Source organism: Agrobacterium sp. 16-172Ci (assembly GCF_053522725.1).
Genome location: NZ_JBNWBW010000003.1, coordinates 19,443 through 33,665 on the forward strand (window position 1 = coordinate 19,443; position 14,223 = coordinate 33,665).

A 14,223-nucleotide genomic window follows, 5' to 3' on the forward strand; every position below is an offset into this window, starting at 1 on the left:
AGATCAAAGGCCGGCAGGTTTTCACCCACCGGCCTTTTTTGTTGGGCATCGAAATGGTTCTCAGTGGCGTGCCGCGACGCCCAGGAACTGCTTGAGTTCGGGTGTTGCGGGATTGGAAAAAACCTCCTCCGGCGGGCCTATTTCATGCACCCTGCCCTCATGCATGAAGACGACGCGGGAGCAGACGTCGCGCGCAAATTTCATTTCATGCGTCACCATCAAGAGCGTCATGCCTTCAGCGGCAAGTTCGCGCACCACCGCAAGCACTTCCGCAACCAGTTCGGGATCGAGCGCCGAGGTAATTTCATCGCACAGCAGCGCGATGGGCTGCATGGCGAGAGCGCGGGCGATGGCGACGCGCTGCTGCTGGCCGCCGGACAATTCATCGGGATAGGCATCGAATTTATGCGCCAGCCCGACCCGTTCCAGCATCTTGCGGGCAACGGCTTCCGCTTCCGGCTTCGGCGTCTTCTTCACCACGGTCTGCGACAGCATGACGTTGCCGCCGACGGTCTGGTGCGGGAAGAGGTTAAACTGCTGGAAGATCATGCCGACCTTCAGCCGCAGGGCTTTCAGATGCAGATCGTCTTCGAGAAGCTGCGCGCCGGCGACCGATATGGAACCGGCCGAAATTGTCTCCAGCCCATTGATGCAGCGAAGCAGGGTCGATTTTCCCGATCCGCTCTTGCCGATGATGGCTATGACCTCACCCGGCTCTACATCGAGGTTGATGCCCTTCAGAACCTCGTTGCTGCCATAGCTTTTGCGGACTTCAGTGATTTCGATGAGCGACATTGAGCTTCCTTTCGAGGATCTGGCTGCTCTTCGACAGAGGCCAGCACAGCGCGAAATAGATGAGGGCGACGAGTCCATAAACGGTGAAGGGCTGGAAGGTGGCGTTGGTGACGACCGTGCCGGCCTTGGACAGTTCCACGAAACCGATGATCGAGGTCACGGCCGTTCCCTTGATGACCTGCACGAAGAAACCGACGGTTGGCGGAATGGCGACCCGCAGGGCCTGCGGCAGGATGACGTAACGCATTTGCTGCAGGCGTCCCATGGCAAGGCTTGCCGATGCCTCCCACTGGCCCTTGGCTACGGATTCAACGCAGCCGCGCCAGATTTCCGTGAGGAAGGCCGCCGCCCACAGGATCAGCGTCAGGCCCGCCGCCAGCCAGGCCGGCACATCGATGCCGAACAGGCCGAGGCCGAAAAAGGCGATGAAGAGCTGCATCAAAAGCGGCGTGCCCTGAAAAAGCTCGACATAATAGCGTGCGAAAGCCCGCATCGATTTTTTCCGGGAAATGCGCATGAAGAGCAGAAGCAGCGCCACCAGACCACCGCCGGCAAAAGAGACGAGCGAGAGAAGGACGGTCCAGCGCGTGGCGAGCAGCAGGTTTCTGAGAATATCCCAAGTGGAGAATTCGATCATCGGACACTCCTGCGCGGAAAGATGAGGTTGCCGCCCATCACCAGCACCTGCCGGAGAAGGATGGCGAGCACGAGATAAATGACGGTGGAGACCATATAGGCTTCGAAGGCGCGGAAGGTGCGCGACTGGATGAAATTGGCCGCGAAGGTCAAATCCTCGGCGGCGATCTGCGATACGACCGAAGAGCCGAGCATGACAATCACCACCTGCGACGAAAGCGCCGGCCAGATGCGTTGCAGCGAGGGCACCAGAACCACATGCCGGAAGGTTTCAAAGCGGGTCATGGCAAGGCTTGCCCCCGCCTCGAACTGCCCCTTTGGCGTCGCCTGAATACCGGCCCGGATGATCTCGCAGCTATAGGCCCCGAGATTGACCACCATGGCGATGTTGGCGGCGGTCAGTTCCGACAATTGCAGGCCAAGCGATGGCAGGCCGAAAAAGATAAAAAACAATTGTATGAGGAATGGCGTGTTGCGAATGAGCTCCACATAGGTCGCGACCGGCGGCCGCAGCCATTTGGGGCCCAGCGCGCGCACCCAGGCGCAGACGATGCCGAGGGCGATGCCGAGAACGCCGCCGATGGCAATCAATTCCAGCGTAACGGCGATGCCTTTGGCGATCTGCGGATAATAGTCGAGAAGCCATCCAAAATCGAATGTGTATTTCACCCGATGCTTCCTTTCGGCGAGGACAAACCATGCGCCGGTCCTGCCTCAAGGCGAGGCCGGCGCATGCGTTTTTCCGGGTTGCTCAGAGATCCTTGGGCAGGTCGGTTTTCAGCCATTTCTGCGCGATCGTGTTCAAGGAACCATCGGTCTTTGCGGTGGCGATGATGGCGTTGACCTTTTCAAGCAGCGCCGGCTGTTCCTTGTTCAGGCCGATATAGCAGGGCGAATTCTTGATCAGGAACTTCAGTTCGGGGCGCTTTGGCGGGTTCTTGGCGAGAATGGCGGCGGCCACGACATTGCCCGTGGCGACGGCTTCTACCTGGCCGGCGAGGAAGGCGGAGATCGTGCCGTTATTGTCCTCATAACGCTTGATGGTCGTATCGGCAGGCGCCACCTTCGTCAGCTCCAGATCCTCGACGGCACCACGGGTGACGCCAATGGTCTTGCCGGACAAATCTTCAGCCTTGGTGACGGCAACCGAATCCGGCGCGAACACGCCGTTGAAGAAGGGTGCATAGGCGGTGGAGAAGTCGATGACCTTTTCACGGTCCGGGTTCCTGCCGAGGCTCGAAATCACGAGGTCGACCTTGTTGGTCTGCAGATAGGGAACGCGGTTAGCGCTGGTGACCGGTACGAGTTCGACCTTCACGCCCAGCTTCTCGCCGATCAGATTGGCGACGTCGATATCGTAGCCCTGCGGGGCCATATCCGTGCCGACGCTGCCGAAGGGCGGGAAATCCTGCGGGACGGCAACGCGTATCGTGCCGCGGGAGGTGATATCACCGAGCGCATCGGCAAAGGCTGCGGGCGAAAAACCGAGCGTTGCGGAAATCGCGGCAATGGCAAGCAGTGAACGTCTGGAAATCATTGAGAATTACTCCTTGGGGCTTGAGGAAAGAGGCTGAAGTGAAAGGGAATTGCGAAGCTCGTAGAGCGGGTCCGGCCTGCGGGTGAGATCGAGACCGGTTTCGACCTCGTCGAGATGGCGGATGGCGAGTTCGGCGGCGCCATGGAAATCGGCAGCCTTGATCGCTTCGAAGATGCGGCAATGTCCGTCATGCGACTGCTGCGCATGGAAATCGGACTGATAGAGCATGGAGATGAGGATGGTTCTCGCCGTCAGGTCGCGCAACGTTTCGACGATGATGTCGTTTCCAGCGATTTCGGCGATGCGGATGTGAAAATCGCCCATCAGGCAGGTCAGGCGCTGGCGGTCGCCTTTGGCAATCGCCGCCTTCTCCTCATCGAGATGATCGGCGAGGATGGCGATGCCTTGCGCGCTGACGCCGGAAAGATTGCGCAAAAGCCCATATTCGATGATGCGCCGCGCCTCATAGACCTTGATGGATTCTTCGGCGGAAGGCTCCACCACGAACCAGCCGCGGCGCGGGCTGACGGTGACGATGCCGCGCGTCTCCAGCCGCATCATCGCTTCGCGGATGCGCGTGCGAGACACGCTGAAAAGGCTGGCGAGCTGGTTCTCGCTGAGGCGGGTTCCCGGACGAATGCGCGCGGAAAGAATGCCGGAGATGATGGCGTCTTCTACCGCGCTCTGGGCGCTTTCTGATGTATGGCTATCTTGCATACAAGATTGAAAGCAAGAGGTGTGCCAGTCGGAAATTTATGGGCCGGGAGCCGTCTGACGGTCAGCCGTTTGCCGCCCTAACGATCAAATGCAGTAAAATCGCGCCCTCGCCTGCCTGCATCGGCAGCAGGACGGCAGCCCGTGGGAGAGTGTGCCTATATGATTATTGTGAGGGACGAGCTTTGCTCTTCAGGACATCCAGAAGAATGCGCGCACCGGTTTCGCCCGGAGGCACATCCGTGTGCAAACGCTGCTGCACGAGTGCATAACCTTCGAGCATCGCCTGCCGCTCGGTGGTGTCGGAAGACAGACGCTCTGCCCAGCGCAGCATCGAACCTGCCCTTACCACCTCGTTGAAATATTCCGGCACGACGGCGTAATCGGCAATCAGGTTCGGCAGCGCGCCTGTCCAGGTCTTCACCCGCTTGCTCAGCATGGTGAAAATCCAGTCCGTCTTGTAGACCGAGATCGTCGGCACGCCCGCGAGCGCGAGTTCCAGAATGACCGTGCCGGAAGCGGCAATCGCCGCATCGGCTTCAGCAAAGGCATTCCATTTAAAAGCGGAATCGATACCGATTTCGGGCCTGATATCCTCCGGCCATGACGCTGCCAGTTCGCGGATGCGTTTTTCCTGACGCGGCACGGTGGGCAACAGGAACCGCGTCGGACCGTTGCGCTCCACAAAAGCTCTCGCTGCCGCCTGAAACGGCTCCATCAACCGCGTCGTCTCCGTGGAACGCGACCCTGGCAGGAGGAGAATGGTCTTCGGTTCGCCATTCGCCGGCAGAGAACGTTCCGCCCGCTTTTGACGCACGGAGAGCACATCGGGGTCGACGCTGAGGCGATGACCGACAAAAGTTGTCGGCGGACCACCGAGACGGCGCATGGCTTCCGGCTCGAAGGGCAGCAGCGCCAGCACGTGATCGACATAGGAGAGCATCGCCGTGGCGCGATATTCCTTCCACGCCCAGACGCTGGGGCAGACGTAATTGACGACCGGCAGATGCGGCAATTGCTGCCGGACTTTTTTCGCAACGCGATGGGTGAAATCCGGGCTGTCGATGATCAGGAGAATATCGGGCTTTGCGGCGGCGATTGCCTGAGCGGTCTGGTTGATCCGCGCAATGAGCTTCGGCAGTTTTTTCAGAACCTGCGTGAAGCCCATGATGGAGAGTTCGGAATAGTCGAACAGGGAAACCAGTCCCTGCGCTTCCAGCGCTTCGCCGCCGACACCGACCAGCTCGACAGGCCCCGTATATTGGGCCTTGAGCGAGCGGATCAGATCCGCGCCTAAAAGATCGCCGGATACTTCCCCGGCTATGACCGCCACTTTTAGTGCCGCCGTCATCCGATCATGTCTCCGCCAAGTGATGTATCGATGCCGCAGACGAATATGCCCGCCTCATCGGCCGCTTTCAACATCGCCTCGCGATCAAGCACCAGCGCCCGCCCGGCTTCGACGGCAATACCAGCCAGCCCGGCTTTTCGCGCATTCTCTACCGTTTCCACACCGATTGTCGGCAGGTCGGCGCGCACATCCTGCTGCGGCTTGCACAGCTTTACGAGCACACCCCTGCGGCGCGGGGATATCCGTCCTTCGGCGCGCAATGCCGCGACGCGCGCCAGCATGGCATCCGTGCCCTCGACGCCTTCCAGCGCGACAATGCGGCCGCCGACGGCGACGGCGCCCTGCCCCACATCGAGCTTGCCAAGTGCAAGCGCGGCCTCAGCCGCCTTGCGTATATCGCGCAGATCATCCTCGGCAGGTTTTTGCGCACCGAAAGGGCCTATAGCGGCCAGCAGGCCGGGGGCGATCTCGTGAGCGCCGATGACTTTTGCGCCGAGCGTGCCGATGATCTTGATGACCATCTGCAGAACGGCGTCGTCGCCGCTGGACAGCAGCGTCCTGACAATGGACGGCAGTTTGAGCAGGATGCCGAGTGTGGGGCGGATCTCGCGCCATTCCGGCCGCCGCGCCACACCACCGGACAGCACGACGCGGTCTACCCGGTTTTCGCGCAGCAGACGGCCAAGCCCGGCGACATCGCCGACACTGATGACGGCATTGTCGAAACCGCTCCAGTCGAAACGGGAATCATCACGCAGGCGCACGATAAAAGGGTTTTCGCCCATCTCACGGGCAGCGGCCGCCACATAAAGCGGCAGCTGGCCGCTGCCGGCCACAATGGCGAGACGCCCGCCGCCTGTCACGGCTCACTTGCCCCGGTTGGGCGAAGAGATCGCGCGGTCGCTATCCGCACCGATGAAATCGATGACTTCAAGCGCCTGCGGGCAATCCAGATAGTCGTTACGGTCGATGGCCGCCGCATTGCCGCGGATCGTGCCTTCGGCTTCGAAAATCGCCTTGTAGACGCGTCTGACCTTGTGGATATCGGCACGCTCGATGCCGGCACGGGTCATGCCGACGACGTTCAGGCCGCCGAGGATGCCGGGATTGCCATTCAGCATGCCATAGGGAATGACATCGTAATTGACCGCCGAAAGTCCGCCGATAAAGGCCTGGCGGCCGATGCGCGTGAACTGGTGCACGGCGCAGCCACCGCCGAGAATAGCGCGGTCCTCAATGGTGACATGGCCGGCCAGCATCACATTGTTGGAAAGCACGATGTGGCTGCCGAGGCGGCAATCATGCGCCACATGCGAATTGGCGAGGAAGAGATTATCGTCACCGATAATGGTCTTGCTGCTGCCATCGGAACTGCCGGCGTTCATCGTCACGCCTTCACGCATGATGCAGCGCTCACCGATCTCGAGGGTCGTTTCCGAACCGTCATGGCGAATTGCCTGCGGCGTGCCGCCGATGACCGCCATGGGATGGACAACCGAGCCACGGCCGATCACGGTCAGGCCGGAAACAACGGCGTGATTGTGCAGCTGAACATCGTCATGCAGCGTGACTTTCGCGCCGACATAGCTCAGCGCACCGATGATGACGTTTTCACCGATCACCGCGCCGTCTTCGATCACGGCGCTCGGGTGAATTCTGGCCGAGGCGGCAATCGTGCTCATTGCTGATCCTCGGGGATCATCATGGCGCCGACATCGGCCTCCGCCACCAGCGCGCCGTCCACCTTCGCTTCGCAATGGAATTTGAAGACATTACCGCGCTGGCGCTGCTTGACGACATGGATTTCCAGACGATCACCGGGGACTACGGGTTTGCGGAACCGCGCATTGTCGATTGTCATGAAGTAAACCAGGTGACCGCCCTCACCCTGACTGCGAGCGCAGATCGCACCTGCCGTCTGGGCCATGGCTTCGACGATCAGAACGCCCGGCATGATCGGCCGGTCCGGGAAATGGCCGGTGAAATGCGGTTCGTTGACGGTGACGTTCTTGATGCCAATCGCCGAGTTGTTACCGTCGATCTCGATGATCTTGTCGATCAGCAGGAATGGGTAACGATGCGGCAGAAGCTTCATGACTTCCAGAATGTCAGCCGCGCCGAGCGCCGTCTTCGTTTCTTCAGTCATTGTTTTTCTCTCCTGTTTTTTTATCACGCCCTTCAGCGCGCGCCAGAATTTCGGCCATGTCGCGCAGGAAATATTTCATCGGACGCGCGGGCGTGCCGCCATAACGGGCGCCTGCCGGAACGTCCGCCACAACGCCGCTCATCGCCGCGATCTGTACGCCGTCGCCAATGTTGATATGGCCATTGATGCCGGCCGCGCCGCCAATCATCACACCGTCGCCGATGCGGGTGCTGCCCGCAATGCCGACCTTGCTGACGATGCCGCAATGGCGGCCGATGCGGACGTTGTGGCCGATCTGAACCTGATTGTCGATCTTGGTGCCTTCGCCGATGACCGTGTCATCCATGGTGCCGCGATCGATCGTGGTGTTGGCGCCAATCTCGACATTGTCCTGAATGATGACCCGGCCGATCTGCACGATCTTCAACATGCCGCGCGGACCGGGCGCATAACCGAAACCGTCCTGACCGATGCGCGCACCGTTATGGATAATCACATTATTACCGATGAGGGCTGCAAGAACGCTTGCGCCGCCGGCAATGGTGCAATCGCGCCCGATCTGCACATCCTGGCCTATGATGACGCCAGGGCCGATGCGCGTGCCCGCGCCGATATGGGCGCCGGCGCCAATCACGGCAAGAGACTCGACGATGACGCCCGCCTCCAGCTTCGCGGATGGATCGACATGCGCAGCATGGGAAATTTCAGCTTCCATACGCGCAATCGGACCAGGCCGCATGGCGGAAGGATGCAGCAAGGCACCAACCTGCGCAAAAAGCGTATGCGGGTTTTTCGATATCAGCGCAGGGGTATGAGACGGAAGCATGTCTACAAGTGCGGCGTCACAAATGACGGCGCCAGCGTCGCAGGTCTGCAGCTCATCGCGGTTCTTGCGCGAAAGGATATAGCAGAGCTGATCGGGTTTTGCCCGGTAGACCGGCGCAACGGACCGAATGATCCGCTCTCCCGCCGCGTCATCAGACAGTTCCGCCCCAAAACGGTCTGCGATATCTTTCAATCGCAGTCCCTCGTGGGGCGGAAAAAAGGCGTTGTATTCCATCAGCCGGAAACTCCAGAACGTTCAAAGTTGCAGTTCTGGACTGCCGATATCAGAAAGTGTTGGACATGCCAAACCGGAAACGCTGTTCCTCGTCGTAGTCTTCCTTGGCGAAAGGCACGGCGTAGTCGACGCGGATCGGACCGAAGGGCGACGCCCACATCACGCCGATACCGGCGGATGCGCGGATGGAGTTGTCGTCCTTCACACCGGCGCTGTTGGCAACCTTGTTGCCATAGAGCGTGCCGGCATCCACGAAGCCAGCGAGGCGAAGGCCGAAATCTTCCGGAACGCCAGGCATCGGAGCAGTGACTTCAGCAGAAGCGGCGAAATAGGTGGTGCCGCCGATGGAGTCGGAACCGATGCGCGGACCGATACCGTCGTTCTTGAAGCCGCGAACCTGACGGCCACCGAACTTGAACTGATCGAATACCAGCAGATTGTCGCCTGTCGGCACCACGTGACCGGCCTGACCGGTCAGCGAGCCGATGACATCGTACTCATCGGAGAGCGTGTAGAAGAAGCGAGCCTTGGCGTAAATCTTGTAATATTCGGAATCGCCGCCGAGACCTGCAAATTCGTTCGTCAGAGCAGCCTGCCAGCCTTCGCGCGGCATGTTGCGGTCGTCGAGCGTATTGTAGTTCAGCGTGTTCGAAATGATGGACTGCGTCCAGTCACCGCCACGGATCAGGTCCTTGTAGGGAGCGGCAAGGTTGCTGCCGGTTTCCCAGTCGCCTTCGCCGTCATAATTGAGCTGCTTGTAGGTGTACTTGAACGTCGTTGAGAGGTCTTCGGTGATCGGCGCGGTCACGCGCAGCGAGAAGCCCTGCTCGTCGTAGTCATAATAGTCTTCGCTGCGGCTCTGGCTCTTGAACAGGTCGAAACCTGCGGCAAGACGGTAGCCGAGGAAATAGGGTTCCGTGAAGGACAGCGTATAGCTGCGCGCATCATCTTCACCCGCACCGGCGGCGAGACGGATGTACTGGCCGCGGCCGAGGAAGTTCTTCTCTTCGATGGAGGCTTCGAGCAGCACACCGTCGTTCTGCGAGTAGCCGGCGCCGATACCGAACGAACCCGTCGACTGATCTTCTACGTCAACAACGATAACGACGCGGTCAGGCGCGCTGCCGCCGGCGGTCGAAATATTGACCTTCGAGAAATAGCCGAGCGCTTCGAGACGGCGCTTTGCAGCCGTGATGACCGTCTGGTTGAATGCATCGCCTTCGGAAATATCGAACTCGCGACGAATGACGTAGTCACGCGTACGGGTGTTGCCGCGGATTTCGATACGCTCGACATAGGCGCGCTCGCCCTGATCGACGATATAGGTCACACCGATGGTGTTGCCAGCCATGTCGCGGTCGCCGCGCGGCGTTACGCGGGCAAAGGGATAACCTTCGCCGGCCACGCGCTTGGAAATCGCTTCCATGCTCTGCTGAACTTCCTTGGCGCTGTAGCTTCCGCCCTGGTGGGTTTCCACGAGGCCCTGAAGTTCCGAACCATCGACGCCCGGAACGGTCGATTCGACCGCGACGTTGCCGAAGTTGTAACGCTGACCTTCATCGACCGTGATGGAGATGGTGTATTCGTTCTTAGACTCGTCCAGCACAGCCTCGGAGGACACGACACGGAAGTCGGCATAACCGCGGTTGTAATAGAACTGGCGCAGCGCCTCTTCGTCGGCGCGCAGCTTGTCCTCGTTATAGACGTCCTTACGCGTCAGGAACGACAGCATGTTGGACTTCTTGGTATTGATAACGGCGGCCAGACGGCCATCGCTATAGGCATTGTTGCCAATGAAATCGATGCGGCCGATCTTCGTGCGCTCGCCTTCATTGATGACGAAAGCAATGTTCACACGGCCCTGACCGACGGAAACGGTCTGCGTGGTGACTTCAACATCGCTACGGCCGATGGCGGCGTAGGCTTCCTTGATGCGGGCAATATCCGCAGTCACGATGGCCTGATTGAACGGGCCGAGGGACTGGGTCTGCACAACGCCAGCGAGCTTGTCGTCCTTGATCTTGCGGTTACCGTTGAAGACCACCTGGTTGACGAGCTGGTTCTCATTGACGGTCACGACCAGCGTGCTGCCGGAAACGCGCATGGAGACATTCGAGAAGTAACCGGTGGCGTAAAGACGCTTCACCGATTCATCGATGTCCGAATTGGAAAAGTTCTTACCCGGCGCAATGGTGATGTTGGAACGCACGGAGTCCGCACCGGACCGGTCGGCCCCGCGAACATCGATCCTGCTGATGACGGCCGCATTTGCAGCGCCAGCAGAGGCAAGCACGCCAAGGCCCGCAACCGAAGCAACACCGGCAGACAGAGCAACCGCCGACACAGCGTTCAAAAATCTTGAACCAGCCTTCATTTCAATTCTTACCTTTTTACGTTGTCCCTCAGCGGGCGGAACCCGACTCCGGCCATGTGCGTCGTTTTACCTGCTTTTCCCCTACAAGCAAGCGCGAACGTTAAATTCTGTTTACTTCGTGCTCCAGAGTGGCTCATTCGCCACTTCGGCATAAAAACAAGGTAAACAAATAACTAACAAAACCGTTAAAACACAATCCTCAGCCGATCAAGCTGCTGATATCATTCCATGTTGCAAAAACCATAAGACCCAAAATCATCATCATCCCGATACGGAACGCGACTTCCTGCGCTCCCGCGCCAAGCGGCCTGCCGCGAATGGCCTCGATGGCGTAGAACACCAGATGCCCGCCATCCAGAACCGGCACAGGCATCAGGTTCAAAAGACCGATGGAGACGGAAAGAACGGCGGCAAGCTGGATAACAGCGGAAATGCCGAGCGTCGCCATCTGGCCGGACGCCTGCGCCACACGCACCGGACCACCAAGCTGATCGGCATTCATGCGCCCTGTCACGAGATTGCCGATATAGTTTAATGTTCCGGTAATGATGTGGCCAGTTTCCCGCACGCCTTCGACCAGCGCCTCGGACGGCGAATATTCGATATGGCGGAAATTGCCGCTGGTCTGGTCGGTGACGATGCCGATAATGCCCATTTCCAGCTTGTTGCCGAACTGGTCTGTGGTTTCGGTGCGGGTCGGGACCATCGGCAGCTTCAGCTCCTCGCCCGCCCTTTCGACCGTCACCGTGATCGGCGTGCCCGGCCGGATGCCGACGTAACGGCGGACATCCTCGAAGGTCATCACTTTTTCGCCATCGATCGCGATGAGCCGGTCGCCGGGCTGCACGCCGGCGGCAGCCGCCGCGCTGTTTTCACGGACTTCCGCCACGACCGGATCGGCGATCATCCGGCCGTAAATGCCGAAGAGCACCGCGAAGATGAGAATCGCGAGAATGAAATTGGCGATCGGGCCTGCGGCAACCGTGGCCGCCCTTTTCCACAGCTTTGCGCCGGAAAGCGTCTGCGCCCTCTCCTCCAGAGACATATGCGACAGGCCGGAACTATCCGGCTTGCTCGCCGCATCCTCATCGCCGAAGAACTTGACGTAACCGCCGAGCGGGATCGCCGAAATCTTCCATCGCGTGCCGCGTTTGTCGGTGAAACCGATCAGTTCCGGGCCGAAGCCGATGGAGAATGCGGTGGAGCGGATGCCGCACCAGCGACCGACCAAATAATGGCCCATTTCATGGACAAAAACGAGCAGTGACAGCACCAGGATGAAGGGCACGATATAGCCGGTCAGAAAGCCGGTCGCCGCCATTACTGTGTTCATGACAATCTGCCCTTTGTGTCGTGACCCTTCGCGCCGCTCAGAAACCCGGCAACAGACCGCCGCCCGATCCGGGCACGTCGCCGGTTGCCGCCGCATGCACGAAAGCAATGAGGAATACCGTAAAGCAGGCGAAAACAAGACCGTCGACACGGTCCATGAAGCCGCCGTGGCCCGGAATGAGATGACTGGAATCCTTGACCTGGAAACGCCGTTTCACGAAAGATTCGAAGAGATCGCCGATCTGGCTGAACACCGAAAGGATAAGGGCGAGCCCCAGCACCAGCACGCTGATCCTGCCGTGATAGGCCATGGACACCGCGCCGCCGCCGATCACGGCCGCCACCGCCCCGCCGATCGCGCCGGACCAGGTCTTGCCGGGCGAGATCGAAGGCGCAAGCTTCGGCCCGCCAATGGCGCGTCCGACGAAATAGGCGAGAATATCCGTCGACCAGACAACGGCAAAGATAAACAGGATGGACACGAAGCCGGTCAGCTCGTCACCACGTATGGCTGCCAGCGATATGCCGCTCAGGCCCGCATAAAAAATGCCGCCCACCAGCCACCAGTTCCTGCCGCGCAGAATTGGAAACAGCGCCGCCGTCAACGTGAAGCCGGATAAGAGCGGCAGATCGAGCGAGGATTCGCCGAATATCGTATTGCCGGCGATGACGGCGACCGCGAACCAGCCCCAGGCATTGCCGGTCGAGTTGGTCTCCGACAGCCGGGTAATCGTCGACCATTCATAATAGATGAGGATCGCCAGAAGGCCCGCGACGATGCGGAACAGAATGCCACCATACCAGGTCGCGGCCAGAATGACCGCCGCCATGACGATTGCGGACACGATCCGCAGTCTGAGTTCACGGCTCATCAGGCGCCTGCCACGGCAACCTGCTCGGTGAGTGCACCGAAGCGGCGGTCACGCGTTGCATATTGCTCGATTGCGGAGAAGAATCGCTGGCGGTCGAAGTCCGGCCAATATTCGGGAACGAACAGGAACTCGGAATAAGCGGCCTGCCAGAGCAGGAAGTTCGACAGGCGCTCTTCGCCGCTGGTGCGGATGATGAGATCAGGATCAGGCATACCCGACGTGTCGAGTCTGGCCGAAATCATCTCCGGCGTAATGGATTCGGCATTAAGCCGGCCTTCGGCGACATCGCGCGCTATCGCCGCTGTCGCACGCGCAATCTCGTCGCGGCTTCCGTAGTTGAAGGCGATCACCAGCGTCAGCTTGGTATTGCCCGCCGTCATCTGCTCCGCCTCTTCGAGGAGAGAGCGTATGTCATGCTTCAGCCCCTGCCGGTCGCCGATGATCCGCACGCGAACATTTTCGCGGTGCAGTTCCGCAAGGTCACGCCGGATGAAGGCTTTCAAAAGCCCCATCAGATCGCTCACCTCGGATTCGGGCCTACGCCAGTTTTCCGACGAGAAGGCAAAGAGCGTGAGATAGCGTATTCCGCAATCGCCGGCCGCGCGCACGGTCTCGCGCACGGCCTCCACACCGCGGCGATGCCCCATCACGCGCGGAAGACCGCGCTGCTTTGCCCAGCGTCCATTGCCATCCATGATGATGGCGACGTGCTCGGGTATGGAGGAACGTGTCGTCGTCGGCATATCGATCCAGTAACAGGGCAGCGCGGAATTAAAACGAATAAAATACAGGTCTATCGCAAGCGATATCAGACCTGCATGATTTCCTTTTCCTTCTCGGCAAGCAAGCGGTCAATTTCCGAAATCGTGTCATCGGTCATTTTCTGAACCTTTTCCGACTGTCCACGGCTTTCGTCCTGACCGATGTCACCGTCCTTTTCGGCTTTTTTCAGACCATCCATGCCATCGCGGCGCACATGGCGAATCGCCACCTTTGATTTTTCGGCATAATCATGGGCGACCTTGACGAGCGATTTGCGGCGCTCCTCGTTGAGTTCAGGCAGCGGGATACGCAGGTTCTGGCCGTCAACGATGGGGTTGAGGCCGAGATTGGATTCGCGGATCGCACGGTCGACGGCGTTGACCATCGACTTGTCCCAGATGTTGACGCCGAGCATGCGCGGCTCCGGAACAGTGATATTCGCAACCTGGTTCAGCGGTACGCGCGAGCCATAAGCCTCGATGGTGACCGGATCGAGAATATTGGCCGAAGCGCGGCCGGTGCGAAGCGATGCGATATCGCTCTTGAATGCATTGATGGCGCCGTCCATACGGCGCTTGATATCGTTGAGGTCAACACCACTCATCTTGATACTCCATCTTGTCGGCCAAGCCGGCCGTAATCGC

The 14,223-nt window shown here is 59.7% G+C and carries 15 protein-coding genes; all 15 read right to left on the bottom strand.

Translation table 11 applies throughout. The features are described 5' to 3' along the window. Positions 1–60: 60 nt before the first annotated feature. The 15 genes from ACQZ40_RS04815 to frr all read right to left on the bottom strand — a co-directional run bounded on the left by ACQZ40_RS04815 (position 61) and on the right by frr (position 14,183). Positions 61–795 (bottom strand): amino acid ABC transporter ATP-binding protein, encoded by a 735-nt coding sequence (locus ACQZ40_RS04815; RefSeq protein ID WP_035217484.1) that lies wholly within the window; start codon positions 793–795, stop codon positions 61–63. After that, positions 773–1,432, bottom strand: coding sequence for an amino acid ABC transporter permease (locus tag ACQZ40_RS04820; protein WP_078053972.1), 660 nt, complete (start codon positions 1,430–1,432; stop codon positions 773–775). The genes ACQZ40_RS04815 and ACQZ40_RS04820 overlap by 23 nt, the downstream gene beginning before the upstream one ends. Continuing rightward, entirely contained in the window at positions 1,429–2,100 is a 672-nt protein-coding gene (locus tag ACQZ40_RS04825) for an amino acid ABC transporter permease (protein WP_035261720.1), read from the bottom strand. The genes ACQZ40_RS04820 and ACQZ40_RS04825 overlap by 4 nt, the downstream gene beginning before the upstream one ends. A gap of 82 nt (positions 2,101–2,182) precedes the next feature. After that, on the bottom strand, positions 2,183–2,968 hold the full coding sequence (locus tag ACQZ40_RS04830; RefSeq protein ID WP_448747509.1) for a transporter substrate-binding domain-containing protein: 786 nt from the start codon (positions 2,966–2,968) through the stop codon (positions 2,183–2,185). Between the two features lie 6 nt (positions 2,969–2,974). Beyond that, positions 2,975–3,685: a GntR family transcriptional regulator gene (locus ACQZ40_RS04835; protein WP_448747510.1), complete on the bottom strand. Its 711-nt coding sequence runs from the start codon at positions 3,683–3,685 to the stop codon at positions 2,975–2,977. Positions 3,686–3,848: 163 nt separating this feature from the next. Beyond that, positions 3,849–5,033: a lipid-A-disaccharide synthase gene (gene lpxB, locus ACQZ40_RS04840; RefSeq protein WP_080856295.1), complete on the bottom strand. Its 1,185-nt coding sequence runs from the start codon at positions 5,031–5,033 to the stop codon at positions 3,849–3,851. Continuing rightward, the gene (locus ACQZ40_RS04845) at positions 5,030–5,896 is read right to left on the bottom strand and encodes an LpxI family protein (RefSeq protein ID WP_162934069.1); all 867 of its coding nucleotides are present in this window, start codon (positions 5,894–5,896) and stop codon (positions 5,030–5,032) included. The genes lpxB and ACQZ40_RS04845 overlap by 4 nt, the downstream gene beginning before the upstream one ends. 3 nt (positions 5,897–5,899) lie before the next feature. Further along, positions 5,900–6,715 (bottom strand): acyl-ACP--UDP-N-acetylglucosamine O-acyltransferase, encoded by an 816-nt coding sequence (gene lpxA / locus ACQZ40_RS04850; protein ID WP_448747511.1) that lies wholly within the window; start codon positions 6,713–6,715, stop codon positions 5,900–5,902. Then, on the bottom strand, positions 6,712–7,179 hold the full coding sequence (gene fabZ, locus ACQZ40_RS04855) for a 3-hydroxyacyl-ACP dehydratase FabZ (RefSeq protein WP_065653924.1): 468 nt from the start codon (positions 7,177–7,179) through the stop codon (positions 6,712–6,714). Before fabZ ends, lpxA begins: the two co-directional genes overlap by 4 nt. Beyond that, positions 7,172–8,239: a UDP-3-O-(3-hydroxymyristoyl)glucosamine N-acyltransferase gene (lpxD, locus tag ACQZ40_RS04860; RefSeq protein ID WP_003521402.1), complete on the bottom strand. Its 1,068-nt coding sequence runs from the start codon at positions 8,237–8,239 to the stop codon at positions 7,172–7,174. The genes fabZ and lpxD overlap by 8 nt, the downstream gene beginning before the upstream one ends. A 49-nt stretch (positions 8,240–8,288) precedes the next feature. Beyond that, positions 8,289–10,613 (bottom strand): outer membrane protein assembly factor BamA, encoded by a 2,325-nt coding sequence (gene bamA, locus ACQZ40_RS04865; protein WP_065653926.1) that lies wholly within the window; start codon positions 10,611–10,613, stop codon positions 8,289–8,291. Positions 10,614–10,812: 199 nt separating this feature from the next. After that, entirely contained in the window at positions 10,813–11,934 is a 1,122-nt protein-coding gene (gene rseP / locus ACQZ40_RS04870; protein ID WP_448747600.1) for an RIP metalloprotease RseP, read from the bottom strand. Between the two features lie 49 nt (positions 11,935–11,983). Next, positions 11,984–12,817 (bottom strand): phosphatidate cytidylyltransferase, encoded by an 834-nt coding sequence (locus tag ACQZ40_RS04875; protein WP_003521405.1) that lies wholly within the window; start codon positions 12,815–12,817, stop codon positions 11,984–11,986. Next, positions 12,817–13,560: an isoprenyl transferase gene (locus tag ACQZ40_RS04880; protein ID WP_065653927.1), complete on the bottom strand. Its 744-nt coding sequence runs from the start codon at positions 13,558–13,560 to the stop codon at positions 12,817–12,819. Before ACQZ40_RS04880 ends, ACQZ40_RS04875 begins: the two co-directional genes overlap by 1 nt. 65 nt (positions 13,561–13,625) lie before the next feature. Continuing rightward, the gene (gene frr / locus ACQZ40_RS04885) at positions 13,626–14,183 is read right to left on the bottom strand and encodes a ribosome recycling factor (protein WP_003521407.1); all 558 of its coding nucleotides are present in this window, start codon (positions 14,181–14,183) and stop codon (positions 13,626–13,628) included. Positions 14,184–14,223: the final 40 nt, after the last annotated feature.

Bases quoted from the DNA above. Each gene is read 5' to 3' on its own strand.
- ACQZ40_RS04815 (WP_035217484.1), bottom strand. From the start codon at position 795: ATGTCGCTCATCGAAATCACTGAAGTCCGCAAAAGCTATGGCAGCAAC.
- ACQZ40_RS04820 (WP_078053972.1), bottom strand. From the start codon at position 1,432: ATGATCGAATTCTCCACTTGGGATATTCTCAGAAACCTGCTGCTCGCC.
- ACQZ40_RS04830 (WP_448747509.1), bottom strand. From the start codon at position 2,968: ATGATTTCCAGACGTTCACTGCTTGCCATTGCCGCGATTTCCGCAACG.
- ACQZ40_RS04835 (WP_448747510.1), bottom strand. From the start codon at position 3,685: ATGCAAGATAGCCATACATCAGAAAGCGCCCAGAGCGCGGTAGAAGAC.
- lpxB (WP_080856295.1), bottom strand. From the start codon at position 5,033: ATGACGGCGGCACTAAAAGTGGCGGTCATAGCCGGGGAAGTATCCGGC.
- lpxA (WP_448747511.1), bottom strand. From the start codon at position 6,715: ATGAGCACGATTGCCGCCTCGGCCAGAATTCACCCGAGCGCCGTGATC.
- fabZ (WP_065653924.1), bottom strand. From the start codon at position 7,179: ATGACTGAAGAAACGAAGACGGCGCTCGGCGCGGCTGACATTCTGGAA.
- lpxD (WP_003521402.1), bottom strand. From the start codon at position 8,239: ATGGAATACAACGCCTTTTTTCCGCCCCACGAGGGACTGCGATTGAAA.
- bamA (WP_065653926.1), bottom strand. From the start codon at position 10,613: ATGAAGGCTGGTTCAAGATTTTTGAACGCTGTGTCGGCGGTTGCTCTG.
- rseP (WP_448747600.1), bottom strand. From the start codon at position 11,934: ATGGCGGCGACCGGCTTTCTGACCGGCTATATCGTGCCCTTCATCCTG.
- ACQZ40_RS04875 (WP_003521405.1), bottom strand. From the start codon at position 12,817: ATGAGCCGTGAACTCAGACTGCGGATCGTGTCCGCAATCGTCATGGCG.
- ACQZ40_RS04880 (WP_065653927.1), bottom strand. From the start codon at position 13,560: ATGCCGACGACGACACGTTCCTCCATACCCGAGCACGTCGCCATCATC.
- frr (WP_003521407.1), bottom strand. From the start codon at position 14,183: ATGAGTGGTGTTGACCTCAACGATATCAAGCGCCGTATGGACGGCGCC.